The sequence below is a fragment of the Candidatus Pelagibacter communis genome (assembly GCF_001179845.1).
Lineage (GTDB): Bacteria > Pseudomonadota > Alphaproteobacteria > Pelagibacterales > Pelagibacteraceae > Pelagibacter > Pelagibacter ubique_Q.
Window position 1 is genome coordinate 1 of the sequence record NZ_CVSB01000037.1, and the last position, 24,586, is coordinate 24,586.

Sequence of the window (24,586 nt, forward strand, 5' to 3'; positions counted from 1 at the left end):
AATGGGTGTATCTCCATCTGGTTGGTTCAAAGTTAGCCATGTAAGAGGAGATATAATAAAAAAGTTCGTTTAAAAATTTTGATTGAAAGGCAGTTTTATGACCAGTCTCATGCCATAATGGATTAGAGAAAGAATAAATATTCCCGTAAACTAAAAACCAAAACACCGACCACCATGTACCCCAAGTTTGATAAGCTAGAATTCCAGTTACCAATAATAGTCCAAAGAAAACTGAAACATGTTGAAGTCCTTTTAGATCTGATTTCTTAGAAAGTTCTTTAAGGACTTCTTTATCTACTTGGCATTTATGCCATTTTTCTAATTTAACATCCATAGCAAAAAAAATTATGTATAGTTATTATACATAATTTTATTAAAGGTAAAAAAAAAGGGCAAGTACAAAAATGTACCTGCCCTTAATTTAAATTTTAAGTAAAACTACTTAGCTCTACCAGGTTGTTGCATAGCTGCTGCCCAAATGATCAGACCGAAAGCGATCTTGTTCAAGAAGTCAGCTGCGTTGTAAATCACGTTTAGTGAGTTAGCATCTACACCACCTGTTAGGTAACCAAAAATGTAACCTAATGGGTAGATCGCCCAACCTACAGTAACGATCATTCTCATTGCACCAAAAGCAGTTACAAGTGATTTGTTACCACTTTTCGCCGCTCTCTTACCTGCTTCACCAGAGAATACTTCATACAAGATGTATACCCAACCAGCCATACCGATTATGAAACCAAGTGTAGCGTTGATGTATCCAGCTTCTCCTAAGTATCCACCTACTAGCATTACTAATGTACCAATCATCAATCTCCAGAAAATTCCTGAGTCTGATTTGTTTACTGCTGCTAAAACAAAATAGAATTCTAGCATCAATAATGGCACTGTAATTAGCCAGTCAATATATCTGTAAACTGTTGGTGACTCACCAGTCATGATCCATACTTCTCTCATGTAAATGTAGTGTACGAATGCAATACCAGTAACTAGACCAGCAACAGTCATTGAAACTCTCCATCCAGCTGGAACCGAACTTCTTTCTAAGAAAAAGAATACAGTAGCAGCTAAACAAGCCATTGAAACTAGCCAGAATGAAATTCCAACAAAGTCATCAGAGGCTAAAAGCACAGTTTCTGCGTTTGCTGCACCAGTTACGCCCATAAGAGCAACAACTGTAAGAGCAAACAATTTAAGTTTTTTCATAAAAAACTCCCTCTTCGTTAGTTTTTATTTTTTAGTTTATATAAACTAGACTTGAGCTTCCCCAAGCCAAAGTTGTGGTTAAATAGCAAATTAAATTAGTTTTATGAAGACTTAATTGTCACTAATAAGCATTGATTTTACTTAATTTTTAAAATTAAATACAATTTATAAGTTAAAAACCAAAAAAAATAAGGAATTCGAATCAAATTTTTATGTCCTCTAAGTTTAATGAAATTTACGAAAATTCTATAAAAAATCCTGAAAAATTTTGGCAGGAAGCATCTAAAGATATCTTTTGGTTTAAAAAACCAACCAAAGTTTTGAATAAATCTAACCCACCTTTCTATAAATGGTTCGAGGACGGGGTCACAAACACATGTTATAACGCTTTGGACATTCATATCGATCAAGGAAGAGGTCAGAAAACAGCTTTAATCTATGATAGTCCTATTACAGGTAACAAAAGTCAGTTCACTTATGAGGAATTAAGGTTAAAAGTTTCTAAATTTGCAGGGGCATTAAAAGCTCAAGGGGCTAATAAAGGTGATCGGGTAATCATTTACATGCCAATGATCCCTGAAGCAGTGGTTGCTATGCTTGCTTGCGCAAGAATAGGCGCAATACACTCTGTCGTCTTTGGTGGTTTTGCCTCAAACGAGCTTGCAAGCAGAATAGATGATAGTAAAGCAAAAATATTGGTGACTGCTTCATGCGGTTTTGAGCCTGGAAGGACTGTTGAATACAAACCTCTTGTCGATGAAGCAATAAAAATAGCCAATCACAAAATTGAAAAGATGATTTTGTTTCAAAGACCTGGTCATGAAGTTAAATTAAATGCTCCAACAGAGGTCAGCTGGGAGGAAGTAATTTCAAATGCTAAAGATGCTGACTGTGTAGAGATGAATTCAAATGAGTTTGCTTATATTTTGTATACATCAGGAACAACCGGAACCCCTAAAGGTATAGTGAGAGACACTGGAGGTCATATTGTTGCTCTCAAATGGACTATGAAAAATATTTACAACATAGATACCGATGATATTTGGTGGTCTGCAAGTGACATTGGTTGGATTGTTGGACACTCTTATATCGTTTATGCTCCATTATTTAAAGGATGCACCACAGTTTTGTTTGAAGGTAAGCCTGTAGGAACTCCAGATGCAGGGGCTTTCTGGAAAATCATTTCAGATTATAAAGTAAAATCACTTTTTACAGCTCCAACAGCTTTCAGAGCGATAAAGAAAGAAGACCCTGAAGGTAAATTTTTCTCAAAATATGATCTAAGTAGTTTTGAAAGCCTGTTCCTTGCTGGAGAAAGAGCTGATCCAGATACGATTAAATGGGCTGAGAATTTACTTAAAGTTCCTGTGATAGATCATTGGTGGCAAACAGAGACTAGCTGGGCAATTAGCTCAAATTGCACTGGTATTGAAATGATGGAAACAAAATATGGCTCAGCCTGCAAAGCTGTTCCTGGGTATGATGTAAAAATCATAAAGCCTGACCAGTCTTTAGCAAAACCAAATGAGATGGGAGACATAGTTGTGAAACTCCCTTTGCCTCCAGGTACATTTCCAACATTATGGAATGCAGATCAAAGATACAAAGAAAACTATATGTCTAATTATGAAGGATACTACCAAACATATGATGCAGGTCACATTGATGATGATGGTTATATTTGGATTATGTCTAGAACTGATGACATTATAAACGTTGCAGGTCACAGGTTATCAACTGGAGCAATTGAAGAAGTATTATCTGAACATCAATCAGTTGCTGAATGTGCGGTACTTGGAATTGCAGATAAATTAAAAGGTCAACTACCTATTGGATTAGTAGTTTTAAAGTCTGGTGTTGATAAAGATAATGATACTATATCAAAAGAATGTGTTCAGATGGTTAGAGATAAAATAGGCCCAGTTGCTGCATTTAAAGTAGTGATTGTTATAAAAAGATTGCCTAAAACAAGATCAGGAAAAATCTTACGGGGAACAATAAGAAAAATTGCAGATAATGTTGAATATAAAATTCCTCCAACAATAGATGATCCAGCAATTTTAACAGAAATAAAAGAAGATTTGATTAATAACAAAATTTTAAGCAATGGTTAAAACATATTTATTTCTCGCAGGTGCAGTATTTTTTGAAGTTGCTGGTACAATGTTATTACCTGTAACTCAAAATTTTACAAAACTAATTCCAACAGCTGCTCTTGCATTCTTTTATCTTTGTGCTTTCTATCTTTTAACTTTTGTAGCAGATAAGATTCCTATTGCTATTATGTATGCAACATGGAGCGGTCTTGGAATTTTTACTATAGCAATCCTTGGATATATATTTTTTAAACAAACTTTGGCTTGGCAAGCAATAATGGGACTATTCTTAATAGTGATAGGTATAATTTTAGTAAACAGTTTTACAGGTAAGCTTAACTAAACTGTAAAGGGGTTCCATCCGGATCACCTAAAATTTTTCCATCCTGCATTTTAATTTTTCCTGCAATAATTGTATGAGTAGGTGTTCCTTTGAATTTGAAACCATTAAATGGTGACCACTTACATTTGCTTTCAATATTTTCGTTTTTAATTTCAATAGTTTTATTCATATCAACTATAGTAAAGTCTGCATCGTAACCTTCTTTAATAAATCCTTTGTTTTTTATTCCAAAAATTCTCACTGGATTTTCACAAACAAAGTTCATCAATTGGTTAAGAGATAATTTTCCATCATTTATGTGATTTAACATTACAGGCATTAAAGTTTGAACTCCTGGCATCCCTGAAGGAGTATTTGGATAAACCTTGTCTTTATTTTCTTTTAAATGTGGAGCATGATCTGAACCGATCGTATCATTGAAATTATTTCGTACTCCATACCACAATCTATCATAATGAGATTTATCTCTTAAGGGTGGGTTCATCTGAGCATACGTTCCAAGCTTGTCATAACAATCTGGCGCATAAAGAGTTAAATGCTGGGGAGTAATCTCAAATGTAATATTTCCTTTGTGTTGAGATAAGAAATCTATTTCTTCTTTAGTAGTAATATGAAGTACATGAGCTTTTTTATTGTGCTTTTCTGCAATTCGAACAATTCTTCTTGTAGATGCTATTGCACATTCCGCACTTCTCCATACAGGATGCGTATGAACATCACCCTCTTTTATTAATTTCTTGTTTACATTTAAAATTGCCTCATCTTCAGAATGGACTGCAACTACTTTTGAAGCATTTTGAAAAACCTTGTCTATGTCGTCCTCTTCAGCCACTAATAAATTTCCAGTTGATGATCCTGCAAACAGTTTAATTCCACAACAACCTTCCAAACCTTCTAGGCTTGCTAAATCATCCGAATTGTCTGCTGTTGCTCCAAAATAAAAAGCATAATTGCAATACATTCTATTTTTAGCAAGATCTAATTTTTTTTGAAATTCTTTCATGTTTGAAGTTGGTGGATTTGTGTTAGGCATTTCAAATACACTAGTTATTCCACCTGCTATTGCTGCTCTACTTCCTGAATGAAGATCCTCAGTATCTGTTGATCCTGGTTCTCTAAAATGTGTTTGGGTATCTATGCAACCAGGCAATACTGCATGGCCTTCTGCATTAATTGTCTCTTTTGCTTCTTCTGAAATTTGTCCAATCTGATGAATTTTTGCATCTTTTATAGCAACATCTACATCTTGTAATTCACCATCGATGTAACATTGTCCGTTTTTAATTATAAGATCTAACATTTTGAGAAATTGTTATTATATTACAATCTATAATTAATCAATTATGAATATAAAAAACGTTTATATTTTAGATGACAGAGCAATTCTTTATATTAATGGAGAAGATGCAAAAGAATTTCTTCAAAATCTCATCAGCAACGACATAAACAAAGTAAGCGATGTAAATAGTTGTTTTAGTTCATTACTTACACCTCAAGGTAAATTTTTATATGAATTTATAATCGTAAAACATAAGTCTGGATATCTTTTGGATTGTGAAAAACCTCAGGCAGAAGAGTTATTCAAACAATTATCACTATATAAGCTAAGATCAAAAGTTGAAATTCTAAATTTAAGCAATGAATTTGTTGTAGCAGCATTTTCTCATGAAAAATTCTTAACTTTTGATGAAGCAAAAGATCAACCTGGATACACAATTAAATATAGAGAAGATCCAATATTTTTAGATCCAAGAAATAAGGATTTGGGTGCTAGATTAATTATTAATTTAGAAAAACTTTATTTATCTTTAAAAAAGCTAGATCTTCACGATGCAAACCTTAAAGAATATTATTCATTAAGTCATAGCCTTGGAATAGTTCCAAAAGATTTAAATAAATTGAAAGACAAATTGTTTGGTATTGAATGTAATTTTGAGGAATTAAATGGAATTGATTTCAAAAAAGGCTGTTATGTTGGCCAAGAAAATACAGCAAGAATTAAATTAAAGAACAAGCTTTCAAAAAGATTATTTCCAATAAATGTAGTTAATGGAAAACTGCACGAAGGTGAAAGTATTTATAATAATGAAATAGAAATAGGTAAGGTTTTAATTGATAGCGACTACCCTTTTGCATTAATTAAATACTTAAACGAAAACTTTGATGAAACAGCAAATTTTAAAACTAAAGAAGCTTCAATAAATATTAATAAACCGGATTGGATAAAAAACTAATTTTCTTATTTAATTAAATAAACAACCATTAAAATTATTAAAACTATAATAATCCAAATACTGAGATTTTTAAGAAATTGTTTGAATTGAGAATTTGATTGTAAAAAACTTGGTAATACTAAAAGCAAAACCCCAACCATAAATATTACTGAAATTAACTTATCCATCAAAAACTCCTATATAAAATTCATTTTGGTGCGGTCGGAGAGACTCGAACTCTCATGGACTAGGTCCACACGGCCCTCAACCGTGCCTGTCTACCAATTTCAGCACGACCGCGATATGTCCCATAATAAATGAATGACAATCATGATTCAAATTGGTAAAAATCCTCATGGAATTTACACAAGAAGTGCGTAAAGCGACAGATCCTATTTATCAAAAAATTTCTAAGGTTATGCCTGAAATTGAATGGTCAGTTCATGCTCCGTATATTCATGAAATCAATAAATTAAAAAAAGAAAAGAATGCTGTAATTCTTGCTCATAACTATCAAACACCAGAAATTTATCATGGTGTAGCAGATTTTTCTGCAGACTCTTTAGCATTGGCAATTGAAGCTTCAAAAACTTCGGCTGATATTATTTTAATGGCTGGAGTTCATTTTATGGCAGAGACCGCAAAATTAATGAGTCCTAACAAAAAAGTTATTCTACCAGATATGGATGCTGGTTGTTCTTTATCATCATCAATTACTGGAAAAGATGTTAGGCTATTAAAAGAGAAATACCCAGGCGTTCCTGTTGTGTCTTATGTTAATACGTCAGCAGAAGTTAAGGCTGAAACAGATGTTTGTTGCACATCAGCAAATGCAGTTAAAATAGTTAAATCACTTGGGGTAAAAAGAGTAATATTTTTACCTGATGATTACTTGGCTAAATATGTAGCTTCTCAAACTGATGTTGAAATTATTTCTTGGAAAGGAATTTGTATTGTCCATGATCAATTTAATAAAAAAGAAATAGAGTATATAAGAAAAAATAATCCAGGAATTAAAATTATTGCACATCCAGAATGTCCTCCTGATGTAATTGAAGCAAGTGATTTTGCAGGATCAACATCTGGAATGATCAAATATGTAAAAGATAATCAACCAAAAAAAGTAATGATGGTTACTGAGTGCTCAATGAGTGACAATATCCAGATAGAAAATCCAAATGTAGATTTTGTTAAGCCATGTAACATGTGTCCTCATATGAAAAAAATTACACTTCCAAAAATATTAGATTGTCTAGAGAAGGAAACTGGTGAAATAATTATGGACAAAGAAACAATTGATAAAGCCAGAATATCTGTAGAGAGAATGGCAGCTATTGGCAGATAAATAAGTGTCAAAAATAAAACTTAGCAAAGAATTTATCAAAAGCACTGTCAAGCTAGCATTAAACGAAGATCTTTACCCTTCAGGAGATATCACTTCAAGTTTAATTAAAGGTGATAAAATTGTAGCAGTTAAATTAATTGCAAATCAAAAAGCAATTGTTGGAGGATTATTATTTGCTAAACAAACTTTTGCATTAATTGATGATAAAATAAAATTCATTATTAAGAAAAAAGATGGTTCTAAAGTTAATGAAAGAAATTTAGTAGCTTTAATTAAAGGTAATGCAAAAAATATTCTAATCGCTGAAAGGGTAGCTTTAAATTTTTTATCTCATATTTCTGGAATAGCAACTAAAACAAATGAGTTTGTTAAATTAGCAGGAAAAAAAACTAAAATTTGTTGCACAAGAAAAACAATTCCTAATTTAAGAGTAATCCAAAAATATGCTGTTAAATTAGGAGGTGGCACAAATCATAGATTCAATTTAAGTGATGAGTATTTAATTAAAGATAATCATATTGCTAGTTCAGATTTAAAAACTTTAGTCTTAAAGGCAATAAAAAATAAAAAAGGAAAAAAAATTACGGTTGAGGTTGACTCAATTAAACAACTTAAATCAATATTAGGTCTTAAATTTAATACTGTTCTGCTCGACAACATGAGTGTTAAAAATATAAAACATGGTGTTAAAATTGCTAGAAAGTTATATGAAACTGAAGCTTCAGGAAATGTTACATTAAAAACTGTCAAAGCCATTGCGTCTACTGGAGTTAACAGAATTTCTGTTGGCAGTATTACACACAGCGCTCCTGCAATTGACTTTAAGTTAGAAATTTAATTCACAAACTTTGATAGATCTGGCTTAAAATAGTTAGGACCTTTCATGACTTTTCCAGACTCATTGTAAATTGGTTTTCCATTTTCATCTAACTTACTCATATTTGAATTTTGGACCTCATCAAAACATTTATCCAAATCAATTCCAAAGGCGTGCCCTGCTCCATAAGTTACATATAATATGTCTGTTAGCGCATCAGCTACTTCCAATAAGTCCTTATTATTCATAGCTTCTGTAAGTTCCTCTAATTCCTCTTTTATTAGATCTATTCTTAATTTATTTATTTTATCATTGCTAAATGATGGTTTTGTTTTTACTTCCTGACCAAAAGTTTTCATGAAAGTACCAACTTTGCTAAAATTCGACATAATGCTCCTGTATATTTTTAAAAGATTATTGTATGTTAATAATTATTTGTTACTTAAAAATTAATCAATGAAATTAAGAAAAGAATTTGACAGTATTGGAAGCATAGATGTCCCAAATGATAAATATTGGGGAGCATCTACTCAGAGATCCAATAAATTTTTTAATATTGGAAAAATTTTAGTAAATATTTCAATCATTAAATCGATAGCAATCATTAAAAGATCAGCTGCTATAGTACATGCTAGAGATAAATTAATTGATGGTAAAATTTCTAAAGCAATAATCAAAGCATCAGATGAGGTAATCAAAGGCAAATTAGACGAAAATTTTCCTTTAAAAGTTTGGCAAACAGGTTCAGGTACACAAACAAATATGAATGTAAATGAAGTTATTGCAAACAGAGCTATAGAAATTTTAAGTGGTAAAAAAGGTACTAAAAAACCTGTTCATCCAAATGATCATGTAAACAAATCTCAATCTACAAATGATGTTTTTCCAACTGCAATGCACATATCTGTAGCTAAAGAAACTATTTCTAAAATGCTACCAAGCTTAAAAATTTTAGAAAAGGAACTAAAAAGAAAATCTAATGAATTTAAAAACATAGTTAAAATTGGGAGAACTCATTTACAAGATGCTACTCCACTATCTCTTGGACAAGAATTTTCAGGATATCACTTTCAGGTAAAAAAAAGTATTGAGAGAATAGAGTATGCGTTAAAAGAAATATTATTTCTTGCACAAGGTGGTACGGCAGTGGGTACTGGAATAAATTCAAAAAAAAATTTTGATAAAAAAATTGTAAAAGAAATTGCTAAATTCTCTAAAATAAAATTTAAACCAGCACCAAATAAATTTGCAGAGCTTGCTGCTCATGATTCAATTGTTAATTTTTCTGGTGCTCTTAATACCTGTGCTGTAGCTTTAATGAAAATTTCAAATGATATTAGGTTTTTAGGCTCAGGTCCTAGAGCTGGTTACGGAGAATTAGTTCTACCAGAAAACGAACCAGGGTCCTCAATAATGCCAGGGAAAGTAAACCCTACACAATGTGAGGCAGTGACCATGGTTTGTGTAAAAGTAATCGGAAACCATAACGGAATAACTATGGCAGGATCACACGGGCATTTTGAATTAAATGTTTTTAAGCCTTTAATTGCTCATAACATTTTACAATCAATCGATTTAATTGCCGACAGCACAAAAAATTTTGCTCTTTATTGCGTTAAAGGAATAAAAGCTAATAAAAAGAAAATTAAAGAACATTTAGATAATTCTCTGATGTTGGTAACTGCACTAGCTCCTCATATTGGATATGATAACTCTGCTAGAATTGCGAAAACCGCATTAAAAAATAATACCACTCTCAAGCACGAAACTTTAAAAACAGGATTAATAAATGAAAAAGATTACAATAAGATAGTAGATCCTAAAAAAATGATCTATCCTGCATAACTCTTAATTGCATCGTTTAGTAAGTTTTTAAAATAAATTTTATTTTGTAAATTATCTTTTTTTAAAATTACATTATTTAAAATCTTATTAATATTTAGATCAATTTTGTTATCAACTTTAATATCTTTTAATTCAGCTATTTTTTGATCAAAATTATAAGTAAAATTTAAATCAATTTTATTTATTTCATTTCTGTAATTTTTTGGTGTTAATAGAAACTTATAAATTTCATTATAGTTATTAATATTTATCTTTAGTTTTCCATCTAAAACCAATTCTCCATCTCTTACAAAAATTAAGCTTTCTAATAATTCAAATGTTGCAAAGTCCCTCCACTCAAATCTTGTCTTATCTGTATCAATCAGACCATCTTTAATTTTAGATTTTAAATTTATGTTTCTAAAATTTGAATTACCGTAAACACGATCTGCATTTATATTTAATTTGAAATCTATATTTTTGTTATTGAATATTTCTGTTTTCAAAAGCTCTGAAATAATAGCATTATTACCAAAAATATAACTTAGGTTTATTTCAGCTGCTTCACCTTCTAAACTTGCATAAAAAGGTTTAAAATTAAATTTTCCATCATATTTTTTATTTGGTTGATCTGCTTTATCTGAGATTTGAAAATTTAAATAATTTTTTTCAATTTTATAATCTGCGAAATGTTTGATTTTATTTATGTTAAATTCAGATTTTCCTATTCTTACATCCTTATCAAGGTTTAACTCATTTTTAATTTTAAGTTTCATTATATCAATATTTATTTCAGAAAAAATTTTACTTTTATCTTCATTAAAAAAAGTTTCTATTGAAAATGGAATATTAAAAATTTCGTTATCTAAATAAAAAATATTTTTAAATTCCTTGGGCTCATAAAAATATTTCAATTTTAAGATTTTGTTAATTAACAAAACTTCATCCTCTGTATTTCGAAAAAAAACATTACTTTTCTTAATAATTAAATTTCCATCTTTGAAATTTTTATTTAAAAGATTTAGAAAAAAATTATAATTTTTTTTATTTAAATTAAAATTTGCATTTTCAATAACTAAATCTTTGATTTGAATATTTTTAAATGAAAAAAAGTTATCCAAGGAAACAAAAATTTTTAAATTTTTAATTTTGGAAATTTCAGTTTGTTCGTCATTAATAATTTTGGCAGTTGTTGTAAAATGGGGTATTGGAAATAAATTATATTTTATTTTTTTTGAAAATATAAAATTAAGGTCTAATTTTTTCTGAAGCTCTGTGTTTAATACTTTTGAAACATCTGACTGTTTGTAAAAAGTAGGTAATAGTAAGTAAGATATGAATATAACAAAAAGTGCGACAAAAGTTAAAATTATTTTATTGTTTTTAAATAAATAACTAAGATTTTTAAAATTTATCTTGTTTAAATTTTTTTCTAAAAGATTATTAATTAATTTACTTATGTTATTTAAATATTTTACAAAAAAATTTGTTTTACGCATAGCAACCAACAAAGCTTATAAAGTATTATTTTAAATGATAAACAGAGATTATTTAAATAATTTAAATGAAGCTCAAAAAGAAGCCGTATTATACCTTGAGGGACCACTCTTAATTGTTGCAGGAGCTGGATCTGGCAAAACTAAAGTTTTGACTTCCAGAATTGCAAATATAATAGAAAAAAAGAAGGCTTTTCCCAATCAGATTTTAGCTGTCACGTTTACAAACAAAGCTGCCAAAGAAATGCAAAATAGAGTGAGTAAGTTACTTGGCTCTTCTGCAGTCGGACTTTCATGGTTAGGCACATTTCATTCTATTTGTGCGAAAATATTGCGAAAACATGCATCTGCTGCAAATCTAAATTCCAATTTCACTATTATTGATACAGATGATCAGATTAGACTTATTAAAAATATTTGTAAGGCTGAAAATATTGACATCAAACAATTGTCTCCAAGGTATATATTGGCAATAATTGATCGTTGGAAAAATAAAGGATTTTATCCAAATGAAGTAATAATAAATAAAAAAGATCTTTATGAAAAAACAATTCTTCCACTCTATAAAATTTATCAACAAAAATTAACAGACCTTAACTCTTGTGACTTTGGTGATCTTATATTGCATGCTGTAAAAATTTTGGAATTCAATTCAGACATTAGAGAAATATATTTAAAAAATTTTAAATATATTCTTGTCGATGAATATCAAGATACAAATTTTATTCAAAGTAAATGGCTTAATCTCCTTTCAGAAAAAAATAAAAATATTTGCTGTGTAGGGGATGATGATCAATCGATTTATAGTTGGAGGGGTGCGGAAATAAAAAATTTTTTAGAATTTGATCAAGTTTATAAAAATACAAAAGTAATAAGATTAGAGCAAAATTATAGATCTTCTCAGAATATTTTATCTGTGGCCTCAGACCTTATTTCTAATAATCAGAATAGAGTTGGAAAAACATTGATTACTACAATGGAAGAAGGTGATCCAGTACAATTAAACTGTTTTAAAAATGGTAAAGATGAAGCAATAGGGATTTCTGATGAAATTGAAAAAAAAATCAAAAAAAAGTTCTCATATAACAATATTGCAATTTTAGTTAGAGCTATTTTTCAAACACGTGAATTTGAGGAAAGATTTCTTAAAATTGGTATGCCTTATAGAATATTGGGTGGTACAAAATTTTACGAAAGAGCTGAAATTAAAGATTGTATTGCATACTTAAGATTAATTCATCAAGAAAAAGATGACTTAGCTTTTGAAAGAATAGTGAATAACCCTAAGAGATCGATAGGTGATAGTACTTTAAAAAATATTCATGAATTTGCTAAAGAAAATAATTTAAATTTAGAAAGAGCATCAATAAAAATGCTTGAACAAAATTTAATTAAACCAAAGGCTAAAATTGGTCTTAGTTTATTTATCAATTCTTTGATGAAGTGGAGAAAGGATTTAATTGTAAAAAAATCAAGTCATATAAAATTATTACAAATTGTTTTGGATGAATCAGGATATTCAGCAATGCTCAAAAATAAAAAAGACTTGGATAATGAAAATAGATTAGAGAATATTAAAGAGTTATTAAGTGCAATGAAAGAATTTGATAATCTAGAAAGTTTTTTAGAACACGTTTCTTTAGCAACGTCTGTAGATCAAGAATGGGATGGCGAAAAAATTAACATGATGACTATGCACGCCGCAAAAGGTTTAGAGTTTGATGTCGTCTTTTTACCTGGATGGGAGGAAGGGTTGTTTCCGCACCAAAAATCTATCGAAGAAAAGGGTCAAAATGGCCTTGAGGAAGAAAGACGGTTAGCATATGTAGGAATTACAAGAGCAAAGAAAAAAGCTATAATTTCATTTTCAATGAATAGATTTTATCAAGGAGATTGGATTGATAGTATGGCTTCAAGATTTGTTGATGAACTTCCGGAAAAACATTTAGAAAAAAACTCCTTTTTTGATGAGGAAATTAATAATGATGATGATTTTGATTTTAACCAAGATTTTGAAATTGAGGAAGGTACAAGAAGTCCTGGCTGGATAAGATATCAAAAGAGAATTAAATGAGAAATTATATAAAAATTTTAAGAAGTAAATTTAAAAAATATGAAATTGATGGATATGTAATTCCAAAAAATGATGATTATTTTACTGAATATTCAAAATTAAATCGATTAGAGGTAATCTCAAAATTTAGCGGATCTGCTGGTTTAGCCATAATTTTTAAAAATAAAAATTATTTGTTTACCGATGGAAGATATACAATCCAAAGTCAAATTGAGAGTGGAAAAAATTTTAAAATTTATGGATTTGAAAAATTAATAAATTGTAGTTTGTTTAAAAATCTTACACTTGGTATAGATCCAAAGTTATTTACAAATTCTCAAATTAAAAATTATTTTTTAAAACACAATAAAGTCAAATTTATCGAAAAAAATTTAATTGATGAAATCAAACTACAAAGAGATAATTTAGTAATACCTTTTTTTTCATTAAATAAAACTATAGTTGGTGAAAATACAAGCTCTAAAATTAATAAAATATCAAAATATTTAAAAAAAAATAAATCAGACTATATTTTTATAAGTGCACCAGAAAATGTTGCTTGGATATTAAATATTAGAGGTGGAGATGGTCCAAATAGTCCAATTCCAAATTCAAGATTAATAATAAGTAAGTCAAAAAAAATATTACTAATAAGTAAACTAGTAAAATGTAAGAAATTAATAAATAGAAAAGTTATAAAAAGAAATCAATTTTTGGATATAAACAAATTTTCAGAAAAAATAGCAAAACTTAAGGGAAAGAATTTTATAATTGATGATAAATCTTGTTCTATTTTTTATGAGAATTTAATTAAATCAAAATTTAAAATTGTTGATAGAGAAGATCCTACTTATTTTCTGAAAGCAGTTAAAAATAAAAATGAAATTAAAAATATGATGGAAGCGCACATTTTAGATGGTGTAGCGCTAACAAAATTTATTTACTGGATAAAAAAAATTAATAAGAAAAGAATTACTGAAGTTCAAGCAGCAGAAAAACTAGAGAGTTTTAGAAAAATTCACAAAAGTTTTCTTTATCCTAGTTTTGATACAATTGCAGGGTCTGGAAAAAATGGTGCTATCGTTCATTACAGGGCAAATAAACACAATTGTAAAATTATAAATAAAAGTGATATTTTTTTATGCGATTCTGGTGGACAATATAAATATGGTACAACCGATGTAACTAGGACAATTTGTTTTTCAGATCAAAACCAAAATATAAAAAATATTTATACAAAAGTTCTAAAAGGTCATATTGCAGTTGCTACCACGAATATAAATAAAGATAATATTGGCAAAAAAATTGATAGCAGAGCAAGAAAATTTTTAAAAGCGAGTAATTTAGATTATGCACATGGAACAGGGCATGGTGTTGGTTTTTTTCTCAATGTTCATGAAGGTCCACAATCAATAACAAAAATAAATAAAGTTAAAATAAAGCAAGGCATGATTCTTAGTAATGAGCCAGGTTATTATAAGGAAGGAAAATTTGGAATACGGATTGAAAATTTAGTTTATGTAAATAAAAAAAATGGAAAATTATTTTTTGAAAACTTAACAATGGTACCAATTGAGAAAGATTTGATTAACTTTAAATTGCTAACTTCATCTGAAAAAAATTATCTTTTTAAATATCATCTCAACGTTTATTCAAAAATATCAAAATACTTAAATAGAGATGAGAGAAAATGGTTAGCTGGTTTTCTTTAACATCTTCAAAAATTGATCTTGATTTATAATTTTAATTTTCAGCTGTTTAGCACTTTCTACTTTTCTTTTAGTTGGTTTTTCTCCTGTAATTAAATAATTTAATTTATTTGAAACACTACTAAGTGTAGATCCTGAATTTTCCTCTATTAATGATTTAATTTCGGCTCTACTGATACCACTTAGTTTGCCTGTGACTAAAAAGGATTTATTTTTTAATAGTCCATTCTTTTGTTTTGCAGCAGAATTTGTTATTACTAAAATTTTTCCTAATTCATTTAATACCTTAATATTTAATTCGTTTGAAAAAAAACTTCTGATAGAGCTTACTTGTGTTTCACCTATCCCATCAATATTTAATAAATCATCATAATTATATTTTTTAGATAAATTTTGAAAATTAGAGAAAGATACAAAATACTTTGAAAGTAATTTTGCATTCTCTAATCCAATATGTCTAATACCTAATGAAAATATAAATCTTTCTAGAGAGATGGTTTTTTTTTGATTTATAGAATACTTTAAATTTTCTACTGAAAGTTTCCCCCATCCTTCTAGTGTTTCAATTTTATTATAATCTAACCTAAATATATCTTGTGGAAAACTTATTAAGTTTAATTTCCAAAAACCTTCTATTATTTTTTTTCCAAGCCCGTCTATATTAAAAGCTTCTTTAGATACAAAATGTTTTAATTTTTCAATTGTAATTTTATCACAAAAATAGCCTTCACTTGAACATCTTCTTACTGCATCAATTTTTTTAGTAACCTCATTAAATTCTTTTATTGTTTTTGATCCACAAGAAGGACATTTATTTGGAAAAACAAATTTGGAACTATTTTTTGGTCTTTTATTAGTATCAACAGATAAAATGTGTGGTATGACATCTCCCGCTCTTTCAACAGTTACTATATCTCCTATTCTAATGTCTTTTCTAATTATTTCATCTTCATTATGTAAAGTTGCATTTGATACCAAAACACCACCTATATTAATTGGTTGAATCTTAGCGACCGGTGTTAAAGCGCCTGTTCTCCCTATTTGAATATCGATATCTAAAATCTTAGAAGAACCTTTGTTTGATGAAAACTTATGAGCAATTGCCCACCTTGGTGCATTTGCAACATTTCCTAATCTCTTTTGAAGATTAAAATCATTTATTTTATAAACAATTCCATCTATATCAAAATCTAGATTTGCTCTTTGTTTTTCAATATCTTGATAGTTTAAAATTAAATTTTTTATACCTGATATTAATTTATTGAGTGGATTTGTTTTAAATCCCCATTCACTCAATTTTTCAAGATATTCAAATTGATTGCTTACATTTAACCCTTTTTCAAAACCAAATGTATATGCAATAAATTTAAGAGGTATTTTTTTTGTATCTTCGGGATTTTTTTGTCTTAAAGAACCTGAGGCTGCATTTCTTGGATTCGCAAAATTTTGCCTTATATCTTTAAAATCACTCTTTTGTATAAATACTTCTCCTCTAATATCAATTTCTAGTGGAAAATCTTTTGAAAAAATCTCTTTTGGAATATCACCTATTGTTTTAAGATTTTCAGTTATATCTTCACCTTCTTTTCCATCTCCTCTAGACAAGCCTCTAATAAGTTTTCCACTTGAATATGTCAAAGAGGCTGAAATTCCATCAATTTTGGGTTCTGCACTGTAAAAAATTTCAAAGTTCTTTTTTTGAGATAGAAAATTTAATATTTTTTTTTCAAAATTTATCAAATCCTCCTCTGAAAATGCATTTGCGAGCGAAAGCATTGGTGCTCTATGTAACACTTTTTTAAAATTTTTTGATGGTTTATACCCTACAGTATTAGTTGGTGAGTTATTAGATTTAAGAAATTTATGGTTAGTTTCTAATAATAAAATCTCTTTTTTAAGAACGTCGTACTCTTGATCAGATGCTATCGGGTCACTTTTGTCGTAATAAAATTTATTTAATTTATTAAATAATTTAATTTTTTCTTTATACTTTTTCTGAATTTCTTTCTTATTCATCTCAATCTAATAGAGATTTTAATTTTTTTAACGTTGATTTTTTATTTTCATTTTTAATATCTTCAATTTTGTATTCCTTTTTATGAACTTTATATGTATTTTTATACCATTCACCCTCTGGATAATTATAGCCCAGTAATACCGCATATTTTCTAGACTCATCTTCAAGACCAATTTTGTAATAAATTTCTACTAATCTATGAAGTGCTTCTTCAATAAATACTGTATTATCATATTCTGTTACAATAAATTTTAATCTATTTATTGCCGGTATCCATTTTTCTTTTTGTATATAATGTCTTGCAATATACATTTCTTTTGAAGCGATCATTTCATTAATAAGATCTAATTTAAATTTTGAATCTAATGAAAATTCTGTATTAGGATAATTTTCAACAATATATTCAAATTGTTTTTTTGAATTTTTTAAGGGTTCTAAATCTTTTTTTTCATCAACGATTGTATTGTAATAAGACATTGCAAGTAAATAATTAGCATAAGGTGTGTTTGGGTGATCAGGGTATTTTTTAAAAAAATTTATAAGTTCTGAAATTGCTCTATTATTATAGTCATCATAATAATATGCATATGCTGCCATCAGCGCTGACCTTGGTGCCCACTCAGATTGGGGAAATAGAATTTCTGCTTCGTTAAATTTTTTTGCTGCATCAAAATATAGCCTATTTTCAAAAGCAGTCATTCCTTCTTGGTAAGCTCTTATCATTTGATCTTCAATTTTATCTTCTTGAATTTTAATAATTTCAATTTTTTCATTTTTTGTGCAGTTGTTTAAGAATAAAGATCCAAATAATAAAAATATCAGTAATAGCTTTTTCATACTTTTACTTAACAGAAATTAATGATTTTCTAAAGTTTTATGCGATTGATCTAAGAGATACTTTGTCTATTAAAGTATTTGACAGTGTTTTTTCCTTAATTTCATGTAATGAAAAATTACTCTTATCTTCATAAACTTTTCTCAAAAGATCATTTGTTAATTTATGGCCTCCTTGTGAGCAAACTATTTTTCCCACAACTTTATAACCTGATAAAAATAAATCACCAATACAGTCTAAAATTTTATGATTAACAAATTCTTTTTCATTTCTTAATCCACTATTGTTAAGAACCTCGTTATCTTTTACTACAATTGCATTATCTAAACTTCCTCCAAGCGCAAAACCCATGCTTTGTAGTTTTTTGACATCTTCATATAAACAAAAAGTTCTAGACTCATAAATATCAGATAAATTGGAATTATAAACATCTACTAGATTTCTTTGAGTTCCAATTAAGCTGTTTTTATATTTAATCTCAAAATCAATTAATAAATTTGTTTTGCTTGGTTCGATCGAAATAAACTTGTTATCATTTTCAATAGAAATTTTTTTATTAATTGAAATTATCTTTATTGGAATATTACTTTCTTTTATTCCCGAACTTTTTATTTTTTCAATAAATATCTTTGATGAACCATCTAAGATTGGTATTTCGCTGTTATCAATTTCTATAAGTGCATTATCAATACCAAGACCAAACAGTGCTGCCATTAAATGTTCTATAGTAGAAATTTTAACTCCATGCTCATTAGATATTGTTGTGCATAAAGTAGCATTTGTTACATTAAATACACTTGGAATTACTATATTGTTATTTGTTATGTCTATTCTTTTAAATTGAATTCCTGAATTTGGTAAACCAGGTAAAATTCGCATTTGCACATTTTTACCACTATGCAAACCAACACCATCGATAATTACTTCTCTATTTACAGTTTTTTGGTATAGCATGATAATAATGTACCAAAAATTGAGAGCCTTAAAAAACAAGTTATATTACAACAAGCTACAAATACTTACCCAAATAAGTTGAAAAATTTTTCAAAAAAACCCAATTTTTTTGTATTTTTTTGGACAAACATGACCTCATTTTCATTAGAACCATTCAAAATATCAAAAGTCATTTTTGATATTTCTATGTCATTTTTAAAAAAATTTTTAACATAATTTCCATCCACACACTTGGTGATATTTATTTGATAATTTTTTAATACTTTATTTAAATTCTGTATAATTTCATTTGAGATAGATTTAAATTGAACCTCTAAATTAAAATGCTCACACTCTAAATTATCTTGCAAATAAGAATATTTTTTACCATCAATCAAATAACTTTTTATTATAATATGCATTATTTTTTCATCTGGATAATTTTCTTTGAATAGGTCTTTAGCGTTAGTTATAGAACTTTGTAAGAAAGTCTTAGTTTTTGAAGGTTCATAATTTTTTTGTTTAATTCCTATTTGGATATTTAAGATACTTGCATAATCAATGATAATAAAAATATTCTCAACAAATTTTCCTAATAATTTTTCTATTCTAAATACATTGTCATCAAGAAATTTTTTAAGATCAGAATAGTTTATAAAATTTGTTTTTTCAAAATTTATTTCTTTACCATACAAGTTGTTCCTACTTTTAGTATCAAATAAATAAATTCCAAATTTAGTTTGGGAAATACTTAAATAGGTTTCAAACTCAAAAATTTCATTCATTCAATATAATTTGATTATCTATTCTAATATCAATTATGGTAAATTTTCCAATATTATTATCTTCTAAAAATTCATAAGCATAATCTAAAGAAGCTATGGTTGAATGATGAGGTAATTTTAATAAAATATTATTTTTTAGTTTAATGTCCCATCTTTTAGATGGAAAAAAAAACAAACTCTCGATTTCCTCAAATGAAAATTTAGATTTATCTACAATTTTTTTAAAAATTAAAAATTCTTGAATCTGTGGTTTGCCAAAAATATAAGGTAAATCAGTTGCTTGCAAATTATTAGGTATTAATTTTCCATTTGAACCAATTACAAATGTTTCATTATTGAAATTTATTTTAGCTATAAAACTTGTTTTTTTAATCATAATCTTTATAGCAGATGGGTAACTTTTAAAAATTTGATATTTTTCAATCAGTGGATTTGAATTCATTAAATCATTGATTTCTTTTTTATTAATAAAAAAGATATTATTTAAGTTAAGATTTTTTATTTTTTCAATTATAAGACTATTTTCTATTTCGCTTAATCCTGAAACTTCAATATTTTTAACTTTTTGAAATTCTAAATTGTTTAATGAAATATTATTAGTTGAACTTATTAATATTAATAAAAAAAAATAAATTAATAACTTTTTACTTTTTCTTTGATGCATCCTGCATAATCCACTCGATTAAATCTAAAAAACTAATTCCTCTAAATGCTGCAATTTCTGGAACAAGTGAAAGTTTAGTCATACCTGGTTGAGTATTTATTTCTAAAAGGTAAAATTTATCGTTAAAAAATTTAAAATCAGATCTTGTAACCCCCTGACAACCAATTGCTCTATGAGCTTTGTATGCCATATTCATAACCGTATTCATTTTACCTTTAGGTAAATCAACTGGAATTATATGTTTAGTTTTTGCACTAGAATTATATTTTGCTTGATAATCATAAAATTTTCTTTTTGGTTTTAGTTCTATTGCTCCTAGTTTTTTATTTCCCATTATTGCAACTTGTATTTCCCTTCCACCAATAAATTCCTCAATCATAACTTTTTTATATTGTTTTATTGAGTTAAGAATTTTAATTATATTTTTTTCATTACAAATATACACGTTAACACTAGAACCCTCATTTATAGGCTTTACTACTACTGGAAATTTAAATTTTTTTTTTATTTTTTTTATTAAATCTTTATTTTTAATATCGTAAGAATATGTAAAAAATTTTGGTGTATTTATATTATTTTTAATAAATATTTTTTTTGAGATCTCTTTGTCCATAGCTATTGCTGATGAAATAACTCCTGAATGTGTATAGGGAATTTTAAACCTCTCTAGAATAGTTTGAATATAACCATCCTCACCAAATTGACCATGTAATGCATTAAAAATTACACTCGGTTTAAATATTTTAATATTTTTTTCTAAATTATTATCTGGTTCAGAAATTTTTACTTTGTAACCATTGTTTTTTAATTCCTTAGCAACTTGACGTCCTGTATCAAGACTAATTAACCTCTCCTTCGAAATGCCGCCAGATAGTATAAGTATTTTTTTTTTCAATTTATTCTAATATTTTTATTTCTGTTTCTAATTTAACCCCAGTTTTTTTAAATACACCCTCAGAAACAAATTCTATTAATTTTTTCATATCTTCAAACTTAGCATTACCTTTATTTACAAAAAAATTACAGTGTTTTTCAGAAATTGATGCATCTCCAAAAGATGTTTCTAATGGCACTGACTCTTTTATTAGTTGCCAAACTTTTTTTTCAGATTGATCTATAGGATTTTTAAAAGTACTACCACTAGTCTTAATTTTTGTTGGTTGTGCTACATCTTTTTTTTGTTTAAGTAACTGTATTTCATTTTTGATAGCTTTTTTTTCTTTTTTAAAACCTTTAAATGATGCACTTAAAAAAATGAGATCTTCAGATAATCCACTGTCTCTATATTTAAAATTAATATCTTCTGCAGGTATAGTTATTACCTGACCTGATTTATTTACTGCTTGAACAGAAGTAAGAATATCCTTGAACTCTCTTTGAAAACAACCTGCATTCATTTTAATACCTCCACCTACTGTACCAGGTATGCAAGAGAGAAATTCAAAACCACCTAAACTATTTTCCATTGCAAATTCAGATAATGTTTTATCTGTAACCGCACTACCAGCCACTATAATTTGTTCAGAATGTAAAGAAATATGATTAAAATTTTGAGTAAGTTTGATTACAACTCCATCAAATTTGTTGTCAGATATGAGTGTATTAGAACCAGCTCCTAATATAAATATTTTTTCTTTATCTTGAATTTTTTTAAGAAATTTAATTAATTCTTTTAAATTATCAGCCTTATAGAAAGCTTTAGTTTTGCCCCCTATGTTAAACCAGTTTTTTTTTTTTAGATCATAATCAAGCTTCAAATTAAAATTAAATTCCGAAACCAACTCTTTTAAATCAATTTTCATTATAATAATTTAGGCAATTCTCTCATCCAACTTGAAATAGTCCCAGCACCCATTCCTATAACAATTTTTTTTCCATAAATGTTTGCTTTAATAAATTTTGCTAATTGGAATCTATCATCTACTAAAAATAGCTGCACTTTTGAGTTTTTAATTATTTCTTTAGCAAAATTTGTATAACTAAATCCAAGCTTTAATTTTTCTCCAGCGGTATAAATTGGAAACAAAATAACTTTATCTGCATTTTTAAAAGCAAAGGTAAATTCTTTTTTTAAATCTTTTAATCTTGATACTCTATGTGGTTGAAAAATACATATTTTTTCATAATCTTTATAAACATTTTTTACACCATCTAGCACTTCTGTGATTTCTGTAGGATGGTGAGCATAATCATCATAAAAATCTACATTATTAAAACTGAAAATTTTATTAAATCTCCTTTGAACCCCTTTAAAATTTGTAAGTCCTTTTTTAATATTTTTTATTGGTAAACCTAAAGTCAACGCTAATGCTGCTGCAGCTACGGAATTTTTAATGTTATGAGTTCCTAATAAAGGAATTTTGAATTTTTTAATTAATTGATTTTTTTTATTAGGTAATTTTATATTTAAGTCAAACTCGGAGAATTCTTTAAATTGTTTTATATTTTTAATACAAAAATTTGATTTGGGATCCAAACCATATGTATAGAAGTTTTTATTTTTGAGATTTTTAATTAAATTTTTATTATTTTTGTCATCTAAACAAATAAATGATTTTCCAAATGAAGGAACCTTATTTACAAAATTTTCAAAATATTTATTTAATTTGTCCATAGTGCCATAATAATCCATGTGCTCTCGATCTATATTAGTGATGATTGAATATGTTGGGGGTATAAAGATAAAACTTCCATCTGACTCATCTGCCTCTAAAATAGACCATTCACTTTTCCCAAGCTTTGCGGAATTATTAATTGAATTTATTACTCCACCATTGATTATTGTAGGATCAATATTTGTTTCTTGAAATATAGATGCTATCAAAGATGTTGTTGTGGTTTTACCGTGTGATCCAACTACTACAATATTTTTCGTTAAAGAAACAATATTGGCTAGCATCTCTCCTCTTTTATAAATGGGTAATTGTTTTTTTTTTGCTGCAGCAACCTCAGGATTATTTTTTTTAATAGCTGAAGATATAACTAGTATAGTTCCCTTATTTATATTTTGTTTCTTATGTCCAATAAAAATTTTTATTTTTTCTTTTCTCAATCTTTCAATATTTTTATTATTTGAAATATCGCTACCTTGAACTTTAAAACCTTTACCCTTCATTATTAATGCTAAGCCACTCATACCTATTCCACCTATTCCAACGAAATGTATCAGTTCTGATTTTGCTAATTTAATTTTCATTAATAATTTTCAGTATTTTTTGATTAACATTATTCCATGTATTTTGATAATTTAATTTCTGTAAATTATTTTTTTTTGTCATGTAATCCTGACTTTTATTTGTCAATTTTAGTAAAAATTTCTCAAATTTTTGACTATCAAAACTTTTTTGATCAATTATCCAGCAACAATCCTGTTCCTCATAATATTTTGCATTTTCATACTGATGATTATCTTTTGATGACGGAAGTGGTATTGCTATAAATGGAATATTTAAAAAGGATAGTTCAGCTAAACTAGATGCTCCAGCTCTTGTTATACATAAGTCTCCTTGTTTTAAAACCTCTTTAAGATTGTGATCAAAACTGAAAACTCTACTTTCAATATTATTTTGAGAATAAAAATTTTTTAAAAAATTGATATTTTTCTCGCTTGTTTGATGGATAATTTTTATAGATGCTTGTTTTGATAAACTAACAAAAGATTTATTTAAAAGTTCATCAAAAATTTTTGCACCCTGACTTCCTCCTATAATTATAATCGTAAATAAATTATCAGATTTTTGATGCGTGCTGATTTCGTAATATTCTTTTCGTATCAAAGGTTTTACAGTAGTTAATTTGTGATTAATTCCAGATGGTAAATTAATTAAATTCTTTGAATAACATATTAATTTTCTTGAAAAATTTAAAAAAAATTTATTTGCTCTTCCAAGAACCATATTTGGTTCAATTAAAAAAATATTAATTCCCAATATTTTTGCTGCTAAACATATTGGCAAAGACATATAGCCACCTGTAGAAATTAAAATTGAAATATTATTTTTTTTTAAAATAAAAAAAGATTTAACAGTTAGAAAAAATATTTTTAAAAATGAAAAAGGAAGTAGAAAGTAATTATTTAATTTTGGGGTGTTGATTACAAATACTTTGTAATCCTTATCTAAATATGTAAGGCCTCTTATATCGGTAGAAATCAAGGTTTCATGTGTATGCTTTAAATGATTATAAATTGTAATTGCTGGTATCACATGACCTCCAGATCCACCTGTAGAAATTAAAACTTTTTTTGTCAT

21 protein-coding genes, 1 tRNA gene and 1 pseudogene are annotated in these 24,586 nt (G+C 27.7%); 8 read left to right on the top strand and 15 right to left on the bottom strand.

The window, feature by feature from the left end; all coding sequences use genetic code 11:
• Together AMN81_RS03455 and AMN81_RS03460 are read right to left on the bottom strand one after the other, a co-directional pair.
• Nucleotides 1–334: pseudogene (locus tag AMN81_RS03455) on the bottom strand (fatty acid desaturase); the annotation flags it as partial.
• 104 nt (nt 335–438) lie between these two features.
• Entirely contained in the window at nt 439–1,206 is a 768-nt protein-coding gene (locus AMN81_RS03460; RefSeq protein WP_023854907.1) for a bacteriorhodopsin-like, read from the bottom strand.
• 188 nt (nt 1,207–1,394) lie between these two features.
• Between AMN81_RS03460 and AMN81_RS03465 the strand changes: the two genes are divergently transcribed.
• Together AMN81_RS03465 and AMN81_RS03470 are read left to right on the top strand one after the other, a co-directional pair.
• A complete protein-coding gene (locus AMN81_RS03465) occupies nt 1,395–3,320 on the top strand; it encodes a propionyl-CoA synthetase (RefSeq protein WP_306452593.1) in 1,926 nt (641 codons plus the stop codon).
• Entirely contained in the window at nt 3,313–3,645 is a 333-nt protein-coding gene (locus tag AMN81_RS03470) for a DMT family transporter (protein WP_072090729.1), read from the top strand. The genes AMN81_RS03465 and AMN81_RS03470 overlap by 8 nt, the downstream gene beginning before the upstream one ends.
• On the opposite strand, the gene AMN81_RS03475 is transcribed toward AMN81_RS03470, so the two are convergent.
• Nucleotides 3,638–4,945, bottom strand: coding sequence for a dihydroorotase (locus tag AMN81_RS03475; protein WP_072090730.1), 1,308 nt, complete (start codon nt 4,943–4,945; stop codon nt 3,638–3,640). The genes AMN81_RS03470 and AMN81_RS03475 overlap by 8 nt on opposite strands.
• Before the next feature lie 43 nt (nt 4,946–4,988).
• On the opposite strand from AMN81_RS03475, the gene AMN81_RS03480 reads away from it, so the two are divergent.
• Nucleotides 4,989–5,879 (top strand): CAF17-like 4Fe-4S cluster assembly/insertion protein YgfZ, encoded by an 891-nt coding sequence (locus tag AMN81_RS03480; protein WP_072090731.1) that lies wholly within the window; start codon nt 4,989–4,991, stop codon nt 5,877–5,879.
• 193 nt (nt 5,880–6,072) lie between these two features.
• Here the strand turns inward: AMN81_RS03480 and AMN81_RS03485 are convergent.
• A tRNA-Leu gene (locus tag AMN81_RS03485) sits at nt 6,073–6,158 on the bottom strand.
• Nucleotides 6,159–6,213: 55 nt separating this feature from the next.
• On the opposite strand from AMN81_RS03485, the gene nadA reads away from it, so the two are divergent.
• Nucleotides 6,214–7,203 carry a quinolinate synthase NadA gene (gene nadA, locus AMN81_RS03490; RefSeq protein WP_072090732.1) on the top strand — a complete coding sequence of 330 codons (990 nt, stop codon included), beginning with the start codon at nt 6,214–6,216 and terminating at the stop codon, nt 7,201–7,203.
• A 4-nt stretch (nt 7,204–7,207) separates the two neighbouring features.
• Nucleotides 7,208–8,041 (top strand): carboxylating nicotinate-nucleotide diphosphorylase, encoded by an 834-nt coding sequence (gene nadC, locus AMN81_RS03495; protein WP_072090733.1) that lies wholly within the window; start codon nt 7,208–7,210, stop codon nt 8,039–8,041.
• Here nadC and AMN81_RS03500 read toward each other — a convergent pair.
• A complete protein-coding gene (locus AMN81_RS03500) occupies nt 8,038–8,409 on the bottom strand; it encodes a pyrophosphohydrolase domain-containing protein (protein WP_072090734.1) in 372 nt (123 codons plus the stop codon). The two genes, nadC and AMN81_RS03500, sit on opposite strands and share 4 nt — an antisense overlap.
• A 67-nt stretch (nt 8,410–8,476) precedes the next feature.
• Here AMN81_RS03500 and fumC point away from each other — a divergent pair, with 67 nt between their 5' ends.
• Complete coding sequence (gene fumC / locus AMN81_RS03505; protein ID WP_072090735.1) at nt 8,477–9,865, top strand: class II fumarate hydratase; 1,389 nt, start codon at nt 8,477–8,479, stop codon at nt 9,863–9,865.
• Here fumC and AMN81_RS03510 read toward each other — a convergent pair.
• On the bottom strand, nt 9,853–11,343 hold the full coding sequence (locus AMN81_RS03510; RefSeq protein ID WP_072090736.1) for an AsmA family protein: 1,491 nt from the start codon (nt 11,341–11,343) through the stop codon (nt 9,853–9,855). The two genes, fumC and AMN81_RS03510, sit on opposite strands and share 13 nt — an antisense overlap.
• Nucleotides 11,344–11,377: 34 nt before the next feature.
• On the opposite strand from AMN81_RS03510, the gene AMN81_RS03515 reads away from it, so the two are divergent.
• Nucleotides 11,378–13,414, top strand: coding sequence for an ATP-dependent helicase (locus AMN81_RS03515; protein ID WP_072090737.1), 2,037 nt, complete (start codon nt 11,378–11,380; stop codon nt 13,412–13,414).
• Nucleotides 13,411–15,105 (top strand): aminopeptidase P family protein, encoded by a 1,695-nt coding sequence (locus AMN81_RS03520; protein ID WP_072090738.1) that lies wholly within the window; start codon nt 13,411–13,413, stop codon nt 15,103–15,105. The genes AMN81_RS03515 and AMN81_RS03520 overlap by 4 nt, the downstream gene beginning before the upstream one ends.
• Here the strand turns inward: AMN81_RS03520 and ligA are convergent.
• The 9 genes from ligA to AMN81_RS03565 form a co-directional block, all read right to left on the bottom strand.
• Nucleotides 15,088–17,118, bottom strand: coding sequence for an NAD-dependent DNA ligase LigA (gene ligA / locus AMN81_RS03525; protein WP_072090739.1), 2,031 nt, complete (start codon nt 17,116–17,118; stop codon nt 15,088–15,090). The genes AMN81_RS03520 and ligA overlap by 18 nt on opposite strands.
• Nucleotide 17,119: 1 nt before the next feature.
• The gene (locus tag AMN81_RS03530) at nt 17,120–17,956 is read right to left on the bottom strand and encodes an outer membrane protein assembly factor BamD (protein ID WP_072090740.1); all 837 of its coding nucleotides are present in this window, start codon (nt 17,954–17,956) and stop codon (nt 17,120–17,122) included.
• Nucleotides 17,957–17,993: 37 nt separating this feature from the next.
• A complete protein-coding gene (gene lpxC, locus AMN81_RS03535) occupies nt 17,994–18,908 on the bottom strand; it encodes a UDP-3-O-acyl-N-acetylglucosamine deacetylase (RefSeq protein WP_256998219.1) in 915 nt (304 codons plus the stop codon).
• A 65-nt stretch (nt 18,909–18,973) separates the two neighbouring features.
• A complete protein-coding gene (locus tag AMN81_RS03540; protein WP_072090741.1) occupies nt 18,974–19,672 on the bottom strand; it encodes a hypothetical protein in 699 nt (232 codons plus the stop codon).
• Entirely contained in the window at nt 19,665–20,336 is a 672-nt protein-coding gene (locus tag AMN81_RS03545) for a cell division protein FtsQ/DivIB (RefSeq protein WP_072090742.1), read from the bottom strand. The genes AMN81_RS03540 and AMN81_RS03545 overlap by 8 nt, the downstream gene beginning before the upstream one ends.
• On the bottom strand, nt 20,317–21,231 hold the full coding sequence (locus AMN81_RS03550; RefSeq protein ID WP_072090743.1) for a D-alanine--D-alanine ligase: 915 nt from the start codon (nt 21,229–21,231) through the stop codon (nt 20,317–20,319). The genes AMN81_RS03545 and AMN81_RS03550 overlap by 20 nt, the downstream gene beginning before the upstream one ends.
• Nucleotide 21,232: 1 nt before the next feature.
• Nucleotides 21,233–22,138, bottom strand: a complete 906-nt coding sequence (murB, locus tag AMN81_RS03555) for a UDP-N-acetylmuramate dehydrogenase (RefSeq protein ID WP_072090744.1) — start codon at nt 22,136–22,138, stop codon at nt 21,233–21,235.
• Nucleotides 22,138–23,532 (bottom strand): UDP-N-acetylmuramate--L-alanine ligase, encoded by a 1,395-nt coding sequence (murC, locus tag AMN81_RS03560; protein WP_072090745.1) that lies wholly within the window; start codon nt 23,530–23,532, stop codon nt 22,138–22,140. The genes murB and murC overlap by 1 nt, the downstream gene beginning before the upstream one ends.
• Nucleotides 23,522–24,586 (bottom strand): UDP-N-acetylglucosamine--N-acetylmuramyl-(pentapeptide) pyrophosphoryl-undecaprenol N-acetylglucosamine transferase, encoded by a 1,065-nt coding sequence (locus AMN81_RS03565; protein ID WP_072090746.1) that lies wholly within the window; start codon nt 24,584–24,586, stop codon nt 23,522–23,524. Before AMN81_RS03565 ends, murC begins: the two co-directional genes overlap by 11 nt.

Coding starts and splice junctions, on each gene's coding strand:
- lpxC (WP_256998219.1), bottom strand. CDS start 18,908: ATGCTATACCAAAAAACTGTAAATAGAGAAGTAATTATCGATGGTGTT.
- AMN81_RS03500 (WP_072090734.1), bottom strand. CDS start 8,409: ATGTCGAATTTTAGCAAAGTTGGTACTTTCATGAAAACTTTTGGTCAG.
- nadA (WP_072090732.1), top strand. CDS start 6,214: ATGGAATTTACACAAGAAGTGCGTAAAGCGACAGATCCTATTTATCAA.
- AMN81_RS03515 (WP_072090737.1), top strand. CDS start 11,378: ATGATAAACAGAGATTATTTAAATAATTTAAATGAAGCTCAAAAAGAA.
- AMN81_RS03540 (WP_072090741.1), bottom strand. CDS start 19,672: ATGAATGAAATTTTTGAGTTTGAAACCTATTTAAGTATTTCCCAAACT.
- AMN81_RS03545 (WP_072090742.1), bottom strand. CDS start 20,336: ATGCATCAAAGAAAAAGTAAAAAGTTATTAATTTATTTTTTTTTATTA.
- AMN81_RS03475 (WP_072090730.1), bottom strand. CDS start 4,945: ATGTTAGATCTTATAATTAAAAACGGACAATGTTACATCGATGGTGAA.
- fumC (WP_072090735.1), top strand. CDS start 8,477: ATGAAATTAAGAAAAGAATTTGACAGTATTGGAAGCATAGATGTCCCA.
- AMN81_RS03470 (WP_072090729.1), top strand. CDS start 3,313: ATGGTTAAAACATATTTATTTCTCGCAGGTGCAGTATTTTTTGAAGTT.
- AMN81_RS03510 (WP_072090736.1), bottom strand. CDS start 11,343: ATGCGTAAAACAAATTTTTTTGTAAAATATTTAAATAACATAAGTAAA.
- AMN81_RS03480 (WP_072090731.1), top strand. CDS start 4,989: ATGAATATAAAAAACGTTTATATTTTAGATGACAGAGCAATTCTTTAT.
- murB (WP_072090744.1), bottom strand. CDS start 22,138: ATGAAAATTGATTTAAAAGAGTTGGTTTCGGAATTTAATTTTAATTTG.
- AMN81_RS03460 (WP_023854907.1), bottom strand. CDS start 1,206: ATGAAAAAACTTAAATTGTTTGCTCTTACAGTTGTTGCTCTTATGGGC.
- ligA (WP_072090739.1), bottom strand. CDS start 17,118: ATGAATAAGAAAGAAATTCAGAAAAAGTATAAAGAAAAAATTAAATTA.
- AMN81_RS03520 (WP_072090738.1), top strand. CDS start 13,411: ATGAGAAATTATATAAAAATTTTAAGAAGTAAATTTAAAAAATATGAA.
- AMN81_RS03530 (WP_072090740.1), bottom strand. CDS start 17,956: ATGAAAAAGCTATTACTGATATTTTTATTATTTGGATCTTTATTCTTA.
- AMN81_RS03565 (WP_072090746.1), bottom strand. CDS start 24,586: ATGACAAAAAAAGTTTTAATTTCTACAGGTGGATCTGGAGGTCATGTG.
- murC (WP_072090745.1), bottom strand. CDS start 23,532: ATGAAAATTAAATTAGCAAAATCAGAACTGATACATTTCGTTGGAATA.